General features: G+C 51.3%; 7 protein-coding genes and 1 pseudogene. 2 read left to right on the top strand and 6 right to left on the bottom strand.

Annotated elements, in window-relative coordinates; translation table 11 throughout:
- Positions 1-12,974 (bottom strand): non-ribosomal peptide synthetase (locus AC6EJC_RS24670; RefSeq protein ID WP_444956205.1); only part of this gene is annotated, 12,974 nt, incomplete at its 3' end.
- 686 nt (positions 12,975-13,660) lie between these two features.
- Positions 13,661-14,627, bottom strand: a pseudogene (locus AC6EJC_RS24675) (aminotransferase class III-fold pyridoxal phosphate-dependent enzyme).
- A 466-nt stretch (positions 14,628-15,093) separates the two neighbouring features.
- On the opposite strand from AC6EJC_RS24675, the gene AC6EJC_RS24680 reads away from it, so the two are divergent.
- Entirely contained in the window at positions 15,094-15,264 is a 171-nt protein-coding gene (locus AC6EJC_RS24680) for a hypothetical protein (RefSeq protein ID WP_444956206.1), read from the top strand.
- 80 nt (positions 15,265-15,344) lie between these two features.
- On the opposite strand, the gene AC6EJC_RS24685 is transcribed toward AC6EJC_RS24680, so the two are convergent.
- Positions 15,345-15,875, bottom strand: coding sequence for a group II intron maturase-specific domain-containing protein (locus tag AC6EJC_RS24685; protein WP_238354151.1), 531 nt, complete (start codon positions 15,873-15,875; stop codon positions 15,345-15,347).
- A 691-nt stretch (positions 15,876-16,566) separates the two neighbouring features.
- On the opposite strand from AC6EJC_RS24685, the gene AC6EJC_RS24690 reads away from it, so the two are divergent.
- The gene (locus tag AC6EJC_RS24690) at positions 16,567-16,875 is read left to right on the top strand and encodes a helix-turn-helix domain-containing protein (RefSeq protein ID WP_444956207.1); all 309 of its coding nucleotides are present in this window, start codon (positions 16,567-16,569) and stop codon (positions 16,873-16,875) included.
- A 574-nt stretch (positions 16,876-17,449) separates the two neighbouring features.
- On the opposite strand, the gene AC6EJC_RS24695 is transcribed toward AC6EJC_RS24690, so the two are convergent.
- From AC6EJC_RS24695 to AC6EJC_RS24705, 3 genes are all read right to left on the bottom strand, one after another.
- Positions 17,450-17,788, bottom strand: coding sequence for a helix-turn-helix domain-containing protein (locus AC6EJC_RS24695; RefSeq protein ID WP_025683559.1), 339 nt, complete (start codon positions 17,786-17,788; stop codon positions 17,450-17,452).
- Between the two features lie 435 nt (positions 17,789-18,223).
- Positions 18,224-18,955 carry a restriction endonuclease gene (locus AC6EJC_RS24700; protein WP_444956208.1) on the bottom strand — a complete coding sequence of 244 codons (732 nt, stop codon included), beginning with the start codon at positions 18,953-18,955 and terminating at the stop codon, positions 18,224-18,226.
- Positions 18,956-19,307: 352 nt separating this feature from the next.
- Positions 19,308-20,984 carry a DNA adenine methylase gene (locus AC6EJC_RS24705; RefSeq protein ID WP_187360562.1) on the bottom strand — a complete coding sequence of 559 codons (1,677 nt, stop codon included), beginning with the start codon at positions 20,982-20,984 and terminating at the stop codon, positions 19,308-19,310.
- Positions 20,985-21,052 lie beyond the last annotated feature (68 nt).

The raw sequence follows: 21,052 nt of genomic DNA on the forward strand, positions 1-21,052 counted from the left end.
CCCGCGGCGAACGGGCTGTCTACGAACTTCTCTTCCGTCAGCTCCGGACGGTTCAAGTACCCGCGCGCCACTCCGACTCCGCCGATGACCAGCTCGCCCAGCACCCCGACCGGCACCGGGTTCAGATGCGCGTCCACGATGTAGAATTTCGCATTCAGCCACGCTTTGCCGATCGGCACATTGCCTGTCTGCGGCAGCTTCGCCAGCTCCTCGTCGTAGAAGCTTGAGTCGATCGCCGCTTCCGTCACGCCGTAAGCGTTGATGATCCGGAACAACGAGCCGAAGCGTTCCTGCAAGGTCCGGTAATCCGCCACGCTGCAGCTGTCCGAGCTCGTGATCAACAGCTCCAACCGGCTCATATCCAGTTGCTGCTCGTGCACGTACTCCAGGAACGGCACGATCAGCGCCGGCGTCGATTCGAAGATTGTGACCCGCTCCCGCTCAATCCAGTGGTGCAGACGAGACGGATCGATCCGGTCGTCCTTCGGCACAATTACCATCGTGCCTCCGTTGTACAGCGTCCGCGCGATATCTCCCACGAACACGTCGAACGAGAAGCTTGCGAGCTGCAGCAGCCGCACCGGGAACTGATCCAACCGGTATTCCCGCCGGTAGCCCGCCGCCGTGTTCACCAGGCTGCGGTGCTCGATCATCACGCCCTTCGGCTTGCCCGTCGTTCCCGACGTATAGATCACGTACGCCAGATCCTCCGGACGGGCTTCATGGAAGCTGTCGGTGCCAACATTCTGATGGCTCTCATCGCCGTCGTCCACAGCATCCGTCAGCTTGCCGGAGACAATGCCGGAGACAACCGACGCATTCGCCCGCTCCTCGCTGTACGACGCTTCGTCGTCCAGGTACAGCACCGCCGCCAGCTCCTCTTCGTCGAGCCAGGCTTCAGCACGCTCTCGCAGCGCCGTTTGCGTCAGCAGCACCTTCGCGCCGCTGTCTTCGAGCATGAACCGCACGCGCTCCGCCGGGTAATCCGGGTCGAGCGGCACATACGCCCCGCCCGCTTTCCAGATGGCCAGCACGGCCACCAGCAAGTCCACCGAACGCTCGGCGAGAATGCCAACGATCGTCTCCCGGCCGATGCCGCTTGCGCGCAGCGTGGCCGCCAAGCGATTCGCCCGCTCGTTCAGCTCCGCATACGTCAGCCGGTCATTCTCGTACACGACGGCCGCCTCTTCCGGCGTGCGCTCCGCCTGTTCCTCAAACAGCCGGTGGAACGCGGCCGCAGGAGCCGCTTCCGGCTGCGCCGGGTTAAACGCGCCGAGAATTTGCTCTTTTTCCGCCGGTGTCAAAATGCCCAGCTCGGCAATAGTCGCCGACGGGTTGCGGAGAATGGATTCAAGCAGCTGCAAGTAGTGAGCGGCCAATTTCTCCACCGTTTCGGTTTTATAAAGAGCAGTGGCGTATTCAAACAGATATTCCAAGCCTTCCTCGATCTCCGTGACGTCCAAGCTGAGATCGAATTTAGAAACAATTTCTTCGCTGGCATACGTCGACAAATGGAGTCCGGGAAGCTGGATTTCCAAATTCTCTGTATTCTGCAAAGCAAACATCGTATCGAACAGCGGATTGCGGCGTAAATCACGAGCCACGTTCACCTTATCCACCAGTTCCTCAAACGGATAATTCTGATGTTCAAAAGCGCCCAGCGTCGTCTCCTTGATTTCCTTCAAGTAGTCAAGGAACGTCTTACCGGCAGCCGGATAACTGCGGATGGCCAGGGTATTGACGAACATCCCGATCAGCGGCTGAACGTCGCTGTGATTTCTTCCCGCAATCGGCGTACCGACCACCACGTCTTCTTGCCCTGTATATTTATGCAATAATATTGTATAACCAGCAAGCAGAACCATGTAAAGCGTTGCGCCGTTCTCGGCTGCAAGCCGTTTCAGACCCTCGCTTTTCTCGCTATGCATAAACAATTGCAGCGTGCGGCCCTCGTAGCTCTGCATAGCCGGGCGCGGATAGTCCGTCGGCAATTCCAAAACCGGCAGCTCTCCGCGGAACATGTCGAGCCAGTAGGCTTCCTGCTTGGCAAGCTGAGCTTTCTGCTCGTCCGATTGCTGCCATACCGCATAATCTTTGTACTGAATGCGGAGCGGCTCCAACTGCTCCCCGCTGTACAAGCGGACGAACTCTTCGATCAGTACGTCAATCGAAACGCCGTCAGATACGATATGATGCGTATCGAACATTAGAATGTGCCGGTCCGGCGCCAGTTCGGCAAGGCCTACCCGCAGAAATGGCGGCTTCGCTAGATCAAACGGACGAACGAATTGGCGCACCGTTTCTTCCGCCTGCTCCCCGCTGATCTGCACATATTCCACCTGGAAGGCGGCTTCTTCGTAAATCCGCTGAACCGCTTCGCCTTTTACCATCTCAAAGCCGGTACGCAGCGTTTCATGACGAGCTACGAGCCTGCGGAACGCTTCTTCAAACCGCTGCCGGTCGAGCTCCCCTTCGAGCAGCATAGCTCCCGGTATGTTGTAGCTCAGCTCGGCTCCTTCCAGCTGGTTCAAGATATAGAGACGTTTCTGAGCGGAAGAGAGCGGATAATACTCGCTAGGTTCCGCAGCCGGAATAGCTGTGAACGAGCCGATCTCCAGCCGCTCCATAGCCGCGGCCATTTCCTCAACCGTCGAGTAGCGAAATACGTCGCGAAGCGGGAATTCAACGCCTAGCTCCTTATGCATTTTGCTGACAAGCGTCGTCGCCCGCAGGGAGTGTCCGCCGAGGTCGAAGAAGTTGTCCGTTACGCCTACCGCCTTCTCCCGAACAAGCACATCCTGCCAAATGGCGGCCAGCTTCGCCTCAAGTTCGGTGCGCGGCGCCACGTATTCGCGGCCTCCGCCTGCTCCCCCTTCCGGTGCCGGCAGCGCCTTCCGGTCGATCTTTCCGTTCGGCGTCAGAGGCAGGCGCTCCAGCTCCACGAAGTACGACGGGATCATGTACCCCGGCAGCTCGCTGGCAATCGCCCGCTTCAAGTCCGCCGCCGTCAAGCCTTCTTCCGCTGTATAATAAGCGCACAAAGCTTTCTGACCTTCTTGATCTTCCCTGACGACGACGACCGCTTCCTTCACGCCACCTACACTCAGCAGCTTCGCTTCGACTTCGCCCGTCTCAATCCGGTACCCCCGGATTTTCGCCTGGTTGTCGATCCGGCCGATGAAGTCCACGTTCCCGTCCTCCATCCACCGCGCCAAGTCTCCCGTGCGGTACAGCCGCTCGCCCGCGGCGAACGGGCTGTCTACGAACTTCTCTTCTGTCAGCTCCGGACGGTTCAAGTACCCGCGCGCTACCCCGACTCCGCCGATAACCAGCTCGCCCAGCACCCCGACCGGCACCGGGTTCAGATGCGCGTCCACGATGTAGAATTTCGCATTCAGCCACGCTTTGCCGATCGGCACATTGCCTGTCTGCGGCAGCTTCGTCAGCGGCTCGTCGTAGAAACTTGAGTCGATCGCCGCTTCCGTCACGCCGTAAGCGTTGATGATCCGGAACAACGAGCCGAAGCGTTCCTGCAAGGTCCGGTAATCCGCCACGCTGCAGCTGTCCGAGCTCGTGATCAACAGCTCCATCCAGCTCATATCCAGCCGCTGCTCGTGCACGTACTCCAGGAACGGCACGATCAGCGCCGGCGTCGATTCGAAGATGGTGACCCGCTCCCGCTCAATCCAGTGGTGCAGACGAGACGGATCGATCCGGTCGTCCTTCGGCACAATCACCATCGTGCCTCCGTTGTACAGCGTCCGCGCGATATCTCCCACGAACACGTCGAACGAGAAGCTTGCGAGCTGCAGCAGCCGCACCGGGAACTGATCCAACCGGTATTCCCGCCGGTAGCCCGCCGCCGTGTTCACCAGGCTGCGGTGCTCGATCATCACGCCCTTCGGCTTGCCCGTCGTTCCCGACGTGTAGATCACGTACGCCAGGTCCTCCGGACGGGCTTCATGGAAGCTGTCGGTGCCAACATTCTGATGGCTCTCATCGCCGTCGTCCACAGCATCCGTCAGCTTGCCGGAGACAATGCCGGAGACAACCGACGCATTCGCCCGCTCCTCGCTGTACGACGCTTCGTCGTCCAGGTACAGCACCGCCGCCAGCGCCAGCTCCTCTTCGCCGAGCCAGGCTTCGGCACGCTCTCGCAGCGCCGTTTGCGTCAGCAGTACCTTCGCTCCGCTGTCTTCGAGCATGAACCGCACGCGCTCCGCCGGGTAATCCGGGTCGAGCGGCACATACGCCCCGCCCGCTTTCCAGACGGCCAGCACGGCCACCAGCAAGTCCACCGAACGCTCGGCGAGAATGCCGACGATCGTCTCCCGGCCGATGCCGCTTGCACGCAGCGTGGCCGCCAAGCGGTTCGCCCGCTCGTTCAGCTCCGCATACGTCAGCCGGTCGTTCTCGTACACGACGGCCTCCGCTTCCGGCGTGCGCTCCGCCTGTTCCTCGAACAGCCGGTGGAACGCTGACGCAGGAGCCGCTTCCGGCTGCGCCGGGTTGAACGCGCCGAGAATTTGTTCTTTTTCCTCTGCCGTCAGCAAGTTCAGCTCGGCGATCTTCGCATCCGGACGGCTTACGATCGTTACGAGCAAATGTCCGAAATGAGTCGACAGCCGCCGGATCGTGCTTTCTTTATAAAGAGCCGTTGCGAATTCAAAGCTGCACTCCAGGCCGCCGTTTTCTTCCGTTACATCCACACTCAGGTCGAACTTGGCCGTGCCGTATTCGCTAGGGTATGGGGACAATTTCAGCCCTTCCAGCTCAAACTCTTTATCCTCCAAGTTTTGCAGGGAGAACATCGTGTCAAACAGCGGGTTGCGGCTCAAATCCCGGCTGACCTGCACTTTATCGACGAGCTCTTCGAACGGATAATTCTGATGCTCGTAAGCGCCTAAGGTCGTTTCTTTCACTTCCTCCAGATACGATAGGAAGGTCTTCTCCGAAGCCGGATAATTGCGAAGCGCCAGCGTATTGACGAACATTCCGATCAAAGGCTGCGTGTCTCCGTGCGTTCTGCCCGCAATCGACGTTCCGACGATCAAATCGTCCTGACCTGTATATTTATGTAAAAGCACGGTATATGCCGCAAGCAGCACCATATACAGCGTCGTTCCTCTTTGAGCGGCCAGCTGCTTCAAGCCTTCGTTCGTTGCCTCGTCCACGAAGGACGTCAGCGTTTGTCCCTCAAAGCTCTGCACGGCCGGACGCGGATAGTCCGTCGGCATTTCCAGAACCGGCAGCTCGCCCCGGTAACGGTCCAGCCAGTAAGCTTCCTCGCGTTTCAACTGCACTTTTTGCTCGTCCGACTGCTGCCATACCGCATAGTCCTTGTATTGAATGCGCAAAGGCTCTAATGACTCGCCGCCGTACATACGAACGAGTTCCTCGACTAACACGTCCATTGAAACCCCGTCGGAGACGATATGGTGCATGTCGAACATCAGCAAATAACGTTCGGCTGCCAGCTCTACGAGCTCCGCCCGCAGCAGCGGAGGCTTCGCCAAGTCGAAAGGCCGGATGAAGGCCTGCACGACTTCGGGCGCTTCTTCCTCACTCACATGACGGTACTCGACGGCAAAGTCGACGCTCTCGTAAATGCGCTGTACAGCTTCGCCTTGTACGATCTCAAAGCCGGTTCGCAGCGTTTCGTGCCGTGCGATCAGTCCGCGGAAAGCCTTCTCCAGCAGGCTCCGGTCAATCGATCCTTCCAGCAGCAGCACGCCCGGCATGTTGTAGCTCTGATCGGCCCCTTCCAGCTGATTCAGGATAAACAGCCGCTTCTGAGCTGAGGAAAGCGGATAATATGCTCTTGCGCCCGCCAGCGGAATCGACGAGAATGACTGCTCTCCGATCCGGGAGATGGCGAGAGCCATCTCTTCGATCGTCGAGTAGCGGAATACGTCGCGCAGAGGCAGCTCGACGTTCAGCTCCTGATGCACCTTGCTCACCAGTGTCGTCGCCCGCAGGGAATGGCCGCCCAGGTCGAAGAAGTTGTCATGAACCCCGATGTGCTCCAGTCCGAGCACGCTTTTCCAAATTCCCGCCAAGCTGGCTTCCAGCGGAGTCCGAGGCGGAGTACGTTCTTCGCCCGGCTGCAAGCTCTCCTCCGGCGCCGGGAGTGATCGGCGGTCGACCTTGCCGTTCGTCGTCAGCGGGAGCCGCTCCAACTGGATCAGGTACGCCGGAATCATATAGGCCGGCAGTTCCTGGGAAAGCACGCTCTTCAGCTCGGCCGCCGGAAGCTCGCGGTCCGCTTCATAATAGGCGCAAAGCTGCTTCTCGCCGGAGGCGTCTTCCCTCGCGAATACCGTCGCTTTCCGAATTCCCTCCACTTTCTGAAGCTGAGCTTCGATCTCGCCCAGCTCAATGCGGAAGCCGCGGATTTTCACTTGGTCGTCCGTCCGCCCCACGTATTCGATCGTACCGTCCGGCAGCCATTTCGCCAAATCCCCCGTCCGGTACATGCGCTCTCCCAGCACAAACGGATTGTCCACAAATTTCTCCGCCGTCAGCTCCGGTCGGTTATTGTAGCCCCGTACCAAGCCTTCTCCGCCGACGCAAAGCTCCCCGGCCACGCCGATCGGCAGAAGCTTATTCCGGCTGTCGACGATATACACCTTCGTATTACTGATCGGCCGTCCGATGGGTACAGTAACCGCCGACTCATCGACGAAGTCGACCGGAAGGTACGTGGTATAAACCGTGCTTTCCGACGGGCCGTACAGGTGGTTGAGCCTACCCGGTCCGATATGGGCGAGCGCTTTACGCACATGTCCGACCGACACTCGCTCTCCTCCGAACAAAATCGCCCGGACATCCCGCAGGCAGTCGACGTTCACATCTACAAGGACGTTGAAGAAAGCCGTCGTAATCAGCATGACCGAGATGCGCTCACGCTGGATGAGATCCGCCAGCCGGACGATTTCCAGCAAAGTCTCGCGGGGAACCAGCACCAGCCGCGCCCCGTTGGTCAAAGCGCCGAAAATATCGAAAATCGCTCCGTCGAACGAATAGCTCGAAAGCTGGAGGACATGATCCCGTTCGGTGATGTCGATATAATTCGTATTTCGCACGATCCGCACGATGTTGCGGTGCGAAACAAGGTTGCCTTTCGGCTTGCCCGTCGTGCCTGACGTATAGATGACGCAGGCCAGATCCGTCGCTTCGGTGCCCGGATTTAGATTTGTGCCGTCCTCGTGATAGAAGGACTCGTCATCCAGTAAGATCACGGAGTCCGAACCCGCCAGGCGCTCGCGCAAGCGGCTTTGCGTCAGCATGACCTGCGCTCCCGAATCCTCAATCAAGAAACGGATACGCTCCTCGGGATATTCCGGGTCAATCGGTACGTAAGCCGCTCCGGCTTTGTGTGCCGCCAGCATGCCCACCACCATTTCGATGGAACGCTCAGCCATAATGGCGACCAGACGGCCTTTGGATATCCCGTGGCTACGCAAGGTACGGGCAAGGCGGTTGACGCGTTCGTTCAGCTCGCGGTAGGTCAGCTCTTGCTCATTCAAAGAGATAGCGGCTGCATCCGGGATGCGCTCCGCCTGCTCTTCGAACAATTGAATGAGCGTCTTCCCGCGCGGAAATTCCGTGGTGGTGTCGTTAAAACGTCCGAGAAGGTCGGCCTTTTCCGCCTCCGTCACAAGTTCCAGCTCGCCCACGGTAATTTCCGGGTTATCCGTCACCTGCTCCAGCAGATGGACGAGATGCCCCTTGAGCCGCTCGATGCTGTCTTTATCGAACACTTCGGCGTTAAAGTCGAATCGAATTTCGATCTCGACTCCCGGCACCACGGTCACGTTGAAGTTATAGTTCGTCTGCTCCTCCATCTGAACGTCAGCGATCGTCAGGTCGCCGTGCTGCTGGTCGCCCGCCTGCTCCATCTGCTCGTCCACCGGATAGTTCTCGAAAGCGATGATATGGTTGATCAGGTTCTGCTTTTGCACGCTGCGGGCTTGAATTTCATACAGCGGATAGTAATCATAACGCCCGGACTCCAGCGCCCGCTCTTGGAGCTTCGCCATCAGGTCGGCGAACACGGTGTCCGCTTCGCTCGTGACGCGGACCGGCACCGTATTGATGAACAGCCCGATCATGGACTCGATGCCCGGGATTTCCGCCGGTCTTCCGGCCACGACGCTGCCGAATACGGCATCGTTTGTTCCGTTATATTTTTGCAGCATCACGCCCCAAGCGGCTTGCAGCAGCGTATTGACCGTAACCAGGCGCTGTTTCGCCACCCGGTCCATCCGCTCGCTCAAGTCCTTGCCCAGCTCGGCGGTGACGTGATCAGCCGTAAATCTGCCGTTTGGCGCCGGTTCCTTTTGTCCCGGGAGTACGGTTTGCCCTTCATAACCTGCCAGGAATGCCGTCCAATAGCCGGATGCCGCCTGATCGTCCTGTTTCTCCAACCATTCGATATAAGCGCCATAATCCGATCCCTTATCTCCCGCTGGCTGCTTGCCGGATGCCAAGGCCGAGTACGTCTCAAACAGCTCCTGCGTCAGCTGCGGCAGGCACCAGCCGTCCATCAAAATATGCTGGAAACTCCACAGCACATGATAGCTTTGCTCTTCGGTGCGTAGGATCGTAACCCGAACGAGCGCGTCATGTTCCATGTCGAAGCCGCGAAGCTTGTCATCCTCCGCCTTTTTATCCAAATACGCTTGTTTCTCGTCCACCTGCAAATGAAGCAGCTCTTCATATTCAAAGCCGACCGGCTTGTCGCGGTATATGATTTGCAGCGGCTCGCCCGCCGGTCCTTTCACAAAATTCGCCCGCAGCACCAGATGACGTTTCGCAAGCTCCATCCAGCTCCTCTCGAAAAGCTGGAAGTCGAGCGCTCCCCGCATCGTAAACCGCGTCTGCTCGAAGTAAGCGGCCGTTTGCCGGTCAAGCGCGCTGTGGAACCACATGCCCTTCTGCATCGGCGTAAGCGAGTAAATATTTTCGATTTCCCCGAGATGGCCCGAGCGCTGGGTGATTTGCTCCAATTCCGCGATGGTCAAGCCTTTAAATTGCACGTCGCTCGGCGTCAATTCGGTGTTTTCTTTGCCTGCGCAGTGGGTAATGAGCTCTCGGAGACTTTGCTCAAGCCGCTGAGCGAAGGCTTCCATCGTTTCCTTGCGATACTGCTTCCGGCTGTAGCTGAGATCGAGCGATAAAGCGCCGTCCAGCACCATGCCGTTGATATCCAGCACAAAGCTGCGGGCCTGCCGGTCGCTGGCCGGGCTGCCGCTGGAATAAGAAGATATGCCGATCTCGTCCTGATTGACATCATCGTCGAACTGGCCGAGGTAGTTAAAATTAATTTCCGGCTCTGCGCCCCAAACAAAGCCATCCTCCGATTTGGAGAGATAGCGGCATACGCCGTACCCAAGCCCCTTGTTCGGAATGCGGCGCAAGCTTTCCTTGACCTGTTTAATCTGATAGGCCAAATCCCGGTCGGTTTCCGGCTCCAGGACGACCGGAAACTTGGTCGTAAACCAGCCGACTGTGCGCGTGATGTCGATATCCGTTCCGATCGATTCGCGTCCGTGTCCTTCGAGATTGATCCGCACCCTTTCGTGTCCCGTCCACTTGCGAACGGCTATGCCGAGCGCCGTTACCAAAATATCGTTCATTTCGGTGTTGTAGGCCCGGTGAACCCGCTTCAGCAGCAGCTCCGTTTCTTCGGGAGTCAAACGGACGAACAGCGATTCGCTGTCCTGCTGCGTCGTAACGTCCGCCTCCAGATCCTTCGGCACGGCCGGAACCGCAATTTGTTCCACGGCCTGCCAATAGGCCCGTTCCTTCGCCATCTCCGGGCTTTGCGCGTAAGCGGCCAGCTGCTCGGACCAAGTGCGGTACGCATCCGTTTTCGCCGGGAAACGAATTTCCTCGCTTTTGCCGGCCTGCTCGTAACCCAGAGCGAAATCCTCCATCAAAATGCGCCAAGACACGCCGTCCACCACGGCATGATGAACCGCGAGCAGCAAATGATCGCCGTCCGCGCATCGGAACAGTCCCGCCTTCACGAGGGGCCCGTTCTCCAGATCGATGCCCGCTTGAATGTCCGTTGCCTTCGCTTCCACAGCCTGCGCGGTATTCTCCGCATCCTTGAAGTCGAACACGTCCAGCGTGAACAGCCCGCCTTCCTGAATCGCGCGGTTCCGCGCGCTAAACCCTTGTTCCGTCTTGCGGAACACCATCCGCAAGGCGTCATGATGCTCGGCCAGCTTTTGCAGCACCTGACGTACCGTCTCTTCGTCGAAGCGTTCCTTCCGGTACAGCATCACCGACTGGTTGAAATGATGCGGGTCCGCAAAGGAGCTCTCGAAAAACCAATGCTGAATCGGCGTCAGCGCCGTTTCACCCGTTATTTCGCCTTGATCGATGGTACGTCCGATCGGTTTCACATGCAGGCTGAGCTGTGAGATAGTCGGATATTTGAACAAATCCCGGATTTCCAGCTTGTACCCGGCTTGATGAAGCCGCGAAGATACTTGAATGGACTTGATCGAGTCTCCGCCCAGCTCGAAGAAATGATCCGTTACCCCAACGCGATCGGCGTTCAATACCGCCTGCCACACATCGGCAAGCGTCCGCTCGGCTTCATTGCGGGGAGCTACGTACCCGCCGCCGGTCAGCGCGTTTCCTTCCGGGGCGGGCAAAGCCTTGCGGTCGATTTTGTCGTTCGGCGTGAGCGGCATCCGCGGAAGCTGAACAAAATGCGCCGGAATCATGTAATTCGGCAATTTTTGCGCCAGCGCGCTTCTCAGCTCGCCGAGCGTAAGCGGGCGGCCCGCGACCAGGTAAGCGCACAGTTCTTGCCCGCTTTTGCCTTCCCGCGCGATTACGATCGTCTCCTGCACGGAGTCGATCTTCAGAAGCTGCTCTTCAATCTCGCCGATCTCGATCCGGAATCCACGGATTTTCACCTGATGGTCAATCCGGCCCAAGTACTCAATATTTCCGTCCGGCAGCCAGCGGGCCAAGTCGCCCGTCCGGTACAGTCTCTCTCCGGGCTCAAACGGGTGTTCGATGAATTTCTCCGCCGTCAGATCCGGCCGGTTCCAATATCCCCGGGCGAGGCCGACGCCCGCGATGCATAATTCTCCCTCCACTCCGATAGGCGCCAGCTGATTCTGTGCGCCCAGTATATACAAGCGATGGTTCCAGATCGGACGTCCGATCGGTATCGCTCTGCGTTCGGTGTCATACGTAGACGCCGCCCACACGGATGTGGCGATCGAGGCTTCCGTCGGACCGTACGCGTTATAGTACTGTACCTTGTCTTTCCACTGCTGCACGAATTCGGCTGAAACGGCGGAGCCCGCCGTGATGAGCCTGCTCAGACTCGGCAGGCGGTCTGAATTCAAATAAGCCGCATAAGTTGGCGGCAAAGTGGCGATCGTAATTGCATGCTCGTTCATGAAACGTTCGAACAGCTGATCATCCAAAATTGTCTCGGTTGACGGTATATATAAGGTCGCCCCGAAATACAGAGCGTTGAACATCTCCCAGCACGACGCATCGAACGATAGGCTGGCGAATTGCAGCACTCGATCCTGTTCGGTCGTGTGAAGCGTATGGGCAAACGTCAGTTTCAGGCTGACCAGCCCGCGATGCTCCAGCATGACCCCTTTGGGTTTGCCCGTCGTACCTGATGTATAGATGACATAAGCCAGATCGTTCGGACCGCTGGCCGGCTCCAGGTTCGAGCCATCGTCGCTGTAGGCCTGCTCGTCATCCAGCGCCACCACGGTCCCTTCGAACGGCACCTGCTGCAGCAGCTCCCTTTGAGTCAGCAGCAGCTGCGCGTTCGAGTTCTCCAGAATGTAGCGGATGCGTTCTTCCGGGTATTCCGGGTCGATCGGCACGTAGGCACCGCCAGCTTTCAGAACCGCCAGAATGCCAACGACCGTCTCCAGCGATCTCCTGGCCATCAAGCCTACCAGCTGATTGGGCAGCACGCCGACCGATCGCAGCGTCCGCGCCAGCCGGTTCGCCCGTTCGTTCAGCTCCGCGTACGAAAGCCGCCGCCCCTCAAAGACAACCGCCGTCGCTTCGGGCACCCGCTTCGCCTGCTCCTCCACGAGCTGATGAATCGTCCGATCACGGGGATAGTCCTTCTCGGTATCGTTAAAGCTTTGCAGCAATTGAAATTTCTCGTCCTCCGACAGCATGTCCGCCCGCACGATGTCCAGCTCCAACTCGTGAAGCCCCACGGCCAGCAGGCGATTCAGATGGCCGACGACCCGAGTCATGAACTCGGAGTCATATAAGTGCTCGTTATATGACAGCGCTAGCTGTATCGTCCCGTCGGTTAAGCTGAATTCAAAGGAACAATCCGTGACCACGTTTTGCCTGATTTCGTCCAGATGCAGCTCCTTAAGGGATACTAGCGTATGGACGACGGGTATCCCGCCTGCATATTGCAGGTCCAGCTTCTCCGTCATTTTCAAGAACGGAATATGTTGATGCTGAATCGCTTCCGGCAAGGAAGTCCTCAGCTCGCTCAGAAGCGTTCTAAAAGTCGCACCCGCCGAAAGCGAGTTTTTCAAAATGACCGTATGATTAACGGATCGGCGCGTCTCCGTCGGTTTCCGTAAAACCGGCATGCCGACCAGAATGTCAGAAGCGCCTGTATATTTATGCAAGAGCGACTGAACACCGGCGAGCAAAATCATAAAAGTGGCCAGCGGAGCGCCCTTGCTCATTTGAAGGACGCGCTGCGCCGCTTCCTCCGAAAGCGAACCGCCGACGGTTGTCATAATGGGCGCCAGGGAGCTTGGAGCTTTGCTGTAAGGCAGCCGCGTCAAGGTATAATCGTCGCTACCGAATTTTTCGTTCCAAAACAACGTTTCTTTTTCAAAAGCCATCTGGATCGTTCCCCTCTCTTCATCGGTAAAAGCAAACCGGCGGAGCATATGCCGCAGCAACGCTCCAGCCTCGCTCCCCGCCTTTTCAAACATGTGACAACAATGTCAATGGCTTTCGCCAGGTCACCGCTTCGCTTGCCCGGTTGATCGCATGCGGCAATCCTCTGCCTAGCAGCTGTCCCGCTCGGCTCCCATGCGTGAAAGACAACAAAGAGCATCGTTCTACGCAAGAGATGCGGCTGCTTCCGGCTCCTCTGCTTCAATATGCTTGCTGCGGACGAGCCGCCCGAAGACGGGCTTTGGTTTAACATTGGGTTCGGAATTGGATTTGGGGGTGGACAAGGGATGTTCCTCCCATCGATGTAAGGCTTGCTGTAGGGTTCCGGCCGGCCAGCAGGAAGTCGGCCGTACCTCCGGATTCGGCACCGGAGCTGCCTTTGTCGAAGCCTATATTTAAGGGATATTGATACACTCTATGTACGATTTGTGTATTCCCCCGCCTGGTGTGGATAAGTAAAGATCCGGCTGCGGGGTAGTGAGCTTTTCCTGACGATTAGATGTGACGATGGTGCTGCATGAGGCTCAAAGAATGCTCCGTATGGCATGAACGGGACAGCCCTTGGATTGGCGGTGAATTCCATGCTGCCTGACGGTACCGCAGGCAGCATGGGGAGAAAATCTTCCAATGGGGTGAAAACGTTATCTTAACATCAGGGCCGCACGGCCCCCGGAAGGCACTTCCGTGCCTCTTGCCGGGGCGGCCACCGGCTTGGCCGAGCTTAGGTCGTTACCAGCAAATCCTGGGTCTCCTGAGAGATCACCTGCTGCATACTGGACTTGATAATATCGCAGCCGGCGGCCAGATGCTCCATCGAGACGGTCAGCGGAGGCATGATCTTCAGCACGCGGTCTCCTCTGCCGGCTCTTTCAATGATGAGCCCGTTCTCGAAGCTGATCTCCGTCATCCGCTTCGCCCCGGCTTCATCCGTGAAGCCCGAGACGTCAATGCCCCAGATCAGGCCGAGTCCGCGGATGGCGATGGACGGATGCAGAGGCTTGATTTCTTTGTCAAGGAACGAGCGCACAAACTCTTCAACCACTGCGCGTCGACGACGTGAATTCCGCCTTCGGCTTGTACCGTTTCAAGCAGGATGGCGGCCGGCTTGTCGATTCCGGAGTGCGAATCAGTCAGGATATTCTCGATATAGCCGAGCGTATCCATTTCTGCGAAAGCCCCGCTCGGGTGCGGCATGAACGTAACTCCGCCCAGAGGAAGCCCCGCCCCTTCCCTCATGGACTTGGAGCTTGTCGCCGACAGGCTGCCGAGCGACATGCCGTGGAAGCCGCCCATGAATGCGAATATCCCGGTTCTCTTCTTCGCCTTGCGTGCGAGCTTAAGGGCCGCTTCCACCGCGTTCGTCCCCGTCGGACCGCAGAATTGAAGCTTGTAATTCAGCTTCTTCGGCTCCAGGATCCGCTCCGAGAAGCTCTGGATGAATTCGCGCTTGGCCATTGTATACATATCCAGACCGTGCATAATCCGGTCGGAGGTCAAGTAATCGAGAACCCGGTCCTTGATATAATCGTTGTTATGACCGTAATTCAGTGCCCCGGCACCTGCAAAAAAATCAATATATGCTCTTCCGTCCTCAGAATATAGCAGGTCTCCTTGGCCCGGTCGAATACCACCGGAAAGCTTCTGCAGTAAGATCTTACGTTGGATTCCAGCTTTTCAAAAATGCTCACGCGCTTCAACCTTTCTGAACCTTCTGACGTCATGGAGCAACATATTCTCGGCTGTCATTTTCCACAATTGTCGGTCTCCGCATGCCGGCATGCTGGGTAGCCAGTGGACTGGTCTCTCGCGCACAGCTTGGATAGGTATAAAAACCATCCAATTCTATTTTCTATCATAATTGGAAAGGTGACCTAGGTAGAATTATATCAAAATTTCCAATAATGTATAGTAAAACTTTAGTTAAATTTGGTCAAGGTGTGTTAATATTTTGCCTAAAAAGAGCGAATGGAGAAGAAACGCTGGGAATGGTTTGCCATCAATCGAGGAATTCGACGCGTGTCGACATTCAGGCGGGGTGCCGGACGATTTGGGAGATATTCCCTGTAGACATTCTCTGCCGGTGCTCCGAATCCTTGCGCTTTGCGATAACTTAACATGATTACCTGACGAATTTCTGGAAGCCTGGCTGGAAACGTGACTGGATGTCAGCTGGATATTCTGCTGGAAAATCCGTTGGATACTCGGTTGGAACACCTGATGACTGCCCGGCTGGAAGCTGGCCGCAGCGTCCGCCCGGATGGCAGCCGGCATAATTTTGTATCCCGCCGTCTTCACTGCGCCTCTGCTAGAGTAAAGGGCAGATAAATTCTGCCCCTCCTCATCAAACCGTACGTGAGGTTTTCCCTCATACGCTTTCCGATGTTCGTCATTCATGTGCATGCAGATTACAATAGCGTTCTGAGTCCGAGTTGAACGGACAATGATTTCACTTCGCGTAATGAGCTCCTCCATCGAGCGCGTTGACGCTTCTTGGCATACCATTTTGTGAGTCGCTGAAGGATGTACCAGTCACGTTTAGCCATCTTCCTTTGGCTATAGGTCGTAACGTAGTAGTTACGCCAACCCTGTATTTTCGGGTTTAAGTATTCCAAATGTTCTTGGAATGATTTGTGACGCATATTCGCAGGGGCTAGTCGTTCCTTCACGACTTCCCTAATTCGCTCCTCTGCCTTACGGCACAGCCATTGTTGAGTCGTATAATATACTTGGCTTTCGGAAGTTTCGGCCTTCGTCTTTCGGTGATGCATGCCTAGGAAGTCGAAGCCTTCTTCTCCTGTCCATAGTCCGACGATTCGCGTTTTGGTCGGGTGTAACGTTAACTCCAGACGTTCCATTATCGTTCGAATGATCTCGTATGCCCGATCCGCATCCTTCTTGGGGATATATTGGCGCTTTACGGGTTGCGGAATGTGCAATAAATTTTATACTTTCTTCTTGTTTTACTGTAAGTAACATATCTGTAGTCATAATGATGGGAAGCTTATTCTTGGGGTCAGTTGGATGTTTAATGCCTAACTTTTGTGCAATATAGAGGGTTTTATCTAGGGGTAATAAAGGAAATTGTTCGCGAATATCAATCACTTGCTCTGACCACTCCATTTGGTAATGATGTGCCAATTCAAAGTGTTCAGACAGATAATGGTGAAGTCGACCACTTTTCCAACCAAGAATTCGAGTAACTATCCCTATTGAAGGTACATCATGTACAGTCAACCAAGGTTTATATTCCGAAAAGTGGCCTTGACCTCTTCCTTCTTTGATTTTCCGTTGAATAGATGCTATAGAGTTACTTGATCGAATTTTGCTCATTATTCACCTTCTTTTTAGAACTACTAAATCAGAGTAAAGTTCAGTTATCCTTTTCTACTCCTAAGATATATTTTAGTTTTTACTTCAAAATACAAATGTAGAATATAACAACTCACAGCTTTATACAATAGCAAAGTAATATTTTTTAGCTATATTTTACTTCGTAGCCTATTCATAGGCTACTCGTAGGGTACAGTAGGGTATGAATAAGCTATAATATGGGCTATAAGTAGGTATAATTAGTAAGCAGATGGGTCGGGTTAAAACCTATTTGATATTCTCAATAGAGGTGAACTCATGAATACTTTGGGACAGCGATGTAGAAATTTAAGACTACTCCATAAATGGACACAAGAGGAACTTGCTAATAAAATCGGGGTAACCAAACAGGTTGTTTCTAATTGGGAGCGAAATATAGCACGACCTGAAATTAATCATTTAATATCTTTAGCAGAGGTTTTTGATGTTACAACCGATTATTTACTTTGTATTGCTGAATTAAATGGGCAGGTATTAGAACAAGAAGATTTGAATCTAATCGGTAAAAATATTACCTTTTTAATGGAGCATTTTGTCTCTCCTTTAAAGAAAAGATATAGTAAATAGAAAATTTTAGTACCCATTAGTTCGCTTAAAGAAGTAGCGCCTCACACCTTCTTTTACAATTTAATTAACTATGTGATAGCTGAAGTTTTACTTTTAGGGATAGTCTTTCAATATCTCTTTTGCAAGTTTCATTAGTTGCACACTCTGTAAATAGGTCTCTATGTTAAGACCTTGTAATGATTCTTTTACCACCAATCTACATTCTTCATAATCTTCAAATTCATTTCTTATGTAAATTGATTTTAGATCAGTTGGGGTATATCTAATGCTGAGGTTCCAACCGCCTTCTTTCAAAGCTCTTTCAAACCATTTCTCACGTATGGCTCTTGAGCAAGTATAAAAAACTTACTGAAAACAGATACCGTGGGGTGTTACAAAAGCAATATCAAATATGCTAAGTGAATTTAGTGACATGAATTATTACACTCCTTTCTCTATTCATATTATAGTCATTGTTAATTTTTTTATGCATAAATGCCAGGAATAATCGGTATACGGATAATTCGTGACTTTTATGTACCAAAATTAAAATGAGTATTTCTAAGACATATTATTAAGGAACTCCCGTGAAAGATTAGTACCGAACAATCTTCAGTTTTATAAAATCAATAATTTCATCTCTATCTTCTTTAGTAAGTTCTCGAAACAAAGAAATAAGTTCTAATTCCTGAGCTTCAATGGCTAAATTAAAAATAGTGTTCTTTGATACAGGCGTATCTCCAAAGATTAACCACTCTATATGGGAATTGAAGTTTTCTTTAATTGCTATAATTATATCAAGAGAGGGTCTGTATTTATCTTGCTCCAGCTCACTCAACGTTCCTTGAGAAATTCCAATTATATTTGCAAACTTTATTTGATTTAAGTTGTTTGTTTTTCTAATAGTTCGAATTCGTTGGCCTATTGTAGACATAATTGCCCTCCTAAGCTAAAAAGATCCCGATATATCATCGGGATCTTTCTTGATGTTTGTAAAATGACTAGTTCCAGACTTTTTTTACTGGTTCCACACTTTTTTATCACCAGACAATTGTCCAAGGAAAATAAAGTATTAGACTGAAGTTGTTGATTTGACGCGATTTTCTGGTTACAAAATCGTCAGGTATTAAGAAATAAGTTTTAGACTGGACGACCGACATGAATTTTCAAAAGACTCGATCCGAAAAATAAAGTATTAGACTAGTCCCTCGGGACATGTGAATGAACATTCTATACTCCGTTCGTCCGCCCCTTGTGTCACCATTGAAACTGAATTCAGAAGACACTTAGCGCTGTGCATTGTTTATTACTTTTTTAACAGAGGATACTCTCTCCTCCAAGAGTACATGCATGTCCAATCTTTAAGATATTAGTACTCCTTAATCCATTGAATAAGTTCATTAATATCGGCTAGACTTACTAATGCTCCTTGTTTTTTTGCAAAATCAATTGCATCTTCAGTGAATGCGGAAGTCGTAACTATTAGACCAGCGTTAACTCTGTCTGATGTTTGAACGCCATATAGCCCTCTTATTACTTCAACGCTGACTTTGTTTTCCACTCCATATTTTTTGCACTCTACATACATTATAAAAGGCTTTCCCATAACAAAATGCTTAACTATAATATCTCGACCGCCATCTCGGGTAGCGGGCGTTAACAGTGCTTCATATCCTTTTGATCTAAACAATTCAGCAACAACTTCTTCAAATTCTCGTGGCGATATCTCATATACATATTGAGGATTGTTTTTTATTTCTAGTATTATTTGATTAACTTTTGGTAGCTCTTCTTCAACGATCTCGTCATCAATATCATAGATAAATCCAGCTGATAACGATGGAGCTTGGAGATATGTACCCCCATATATATTATAGTCACTATAATTGAATGCACCAATCGGATATTCCCAACCACTAATACTGATGTTTATTTCATTTGTGCATGTTGTGCATTCAATAGTAGTAAAAAATAGATACTCTATTTCAAGTCCCATATTTCGTTCATATGATTCTGTTTCACATTCAAAATCATATTTTTCTATTCTTATGATATTGTCACAACAACTGCAGTTAATAAATACATCATTGTCTAGCTGCATATTATCCTCCAAATTAGTGTAGTATATGAATTTCTTTCAAGATACGACTAACTATTTTAAGCAAAAGAGCATTAGACTGTCGTTGTTATTTGATGTGGATTTCAGTTACACAAACCTCAACTGCTAAGTAGTAAGTATTAAAGCCAGTTCTTAACCTACTCAAGCAACTTAAAGCAGACTTATATTTGATGTCTCCTTATTTTTCCGGTCCGGAAACAATAGAGGCTCAGGTATCTTTCATTAGCCTCATGTTTCTTATTTTACTGAATTTCCACAAGTTGTACAGTTACATGCAGGTCTTAATAAAAATATACATTTCACTTGCTCAATGAAAAATAAACCCCTACCAGAATTACTCAGTAGGGGGTATTTTCCTTACTATGACTATGTGTTCTTCCATCATGGTTTTGATTTCGCTCTTACGTGTCACTGTTGAGTTGATATGATGTGGTAATCTTTTAAAAGAATACTGTCGATGGAGAGTAATAACTTTATCATATCCAAGAGATACGAACCAATCATTTAAGACCTCTGCCATATCAACAGTAATTGAACCTAGCACTGTTCTATGACCTACTATCCATGCTTGAACTCCACCTTCAACTAGCACTTGATCTGTCTGTCCTACAACTAAATACAATTCCTTGAAAAAATGTAGCACTTGTCTAACTCTACGTGGTAAAGCAATGACTTTGCGATTAAGCGTTTCCTTAACAAACGGAAGTTTATCTGATAAGATTTGAATTGTTTCGGAGCACAGGTTATCCCCATTCAGCTCACTAAGAAAAATTTCTGTTAGTTTCCTCGCGCTTAATTTAACTTCTTTGTTTGATAATTCCCCTGATTTATTAAGGACTCTATAATAATCCAAACGAATTCTCTCTTTTACTAACTCATATAGCTCTTTGTTGCTTATCAATTTTGAAGGATCAAATATATTCTTCTCTATATCCTTCATAATTTGTTCTAAATCTTTAATTAAATTCCTGTATAGATCAGTACCTTGTCGAGAGACGATTCTCATTTCGTTGAATAAATTTCTTAACGTATTTGAGGAGCGTATTATTTTTTTTAGTGAAATATTACTTATTGATTTTTTTCCACCTAGTAAATATTCATCAACGTTTTCAGCTGTCGTAGAGATACCTAAATAACGGAGTAATAACCCTTTAGACCACTGTAAAGGAAGTTTTGAAAATTCACCATATGCTACAGTACTCTGAGAATCTCCATAAGGTGGGGATGTAAGTACCGCATTAACTTGGTTTTCTTTAAGATATGATAAGTCTTTAGCATTTTTCAGTTGAATATTTGTAGTTGTTTTTCTAGTGGATAGTTTATTAGTTTCAACCAACAGACCTAATAAATTATCAATCTTATTTTTAAACACTGCAATAGAATCCACATTAAACTTATCAATATCACCAGGTGACATACGGTATAATTTAAACTCACTGTTCCTTGTTAAAGAGCTCTCACGTATAGTAGAACTGAAAGCAGTTAATAAAATTAATGCAAATGTCTCTATATATTTTTGGGAGCATCCTTGTAAAAATTTATCTATTTCTTGTTCTATATAAGATAGCTCTTTTATATTCATTGGTTTGAACCAATATTCAATATTATCAAACTTTGTTAATTTGACCATTTTTTCTGGAGTGAATCTTTCACTTATCGTATCAGTGAAGACTTTCAATGATTTCTCTACAAATGCTGTATTACTAACAGTTAATGACTTTGTTCTAGCTAATAATATTGATAACGGGTTCATATCAGAACCATAAAAATCCAACCCTAGATATTTACATTCCAGCGCAACAGTTCCACTACCAACAAATGGATCTAAAACCTTTGTGATGGAGTATTCTTCTTTTAGTTTTTTCAATAAAGATACTACCATTTCGGGGACAGCTTTTGCCGGATAAGAGTGGATATTTCCGTTAGACGAAAAGAAAGATGCAAAATTATTTTCTCCAGTATAATTAAGATCCAGCCCTTTCCACCATTCTTTTTCAACACTAGTTCTCATCGTCCAACACCTCCAAACTGAATCCAGGATTGAGCCGCACATCATTTATGATGCGCGGCTCAATCTGA

The sequence above is a fragment of the Paenibacillus sp. TY11 genome, assembly GCF_059772165.1.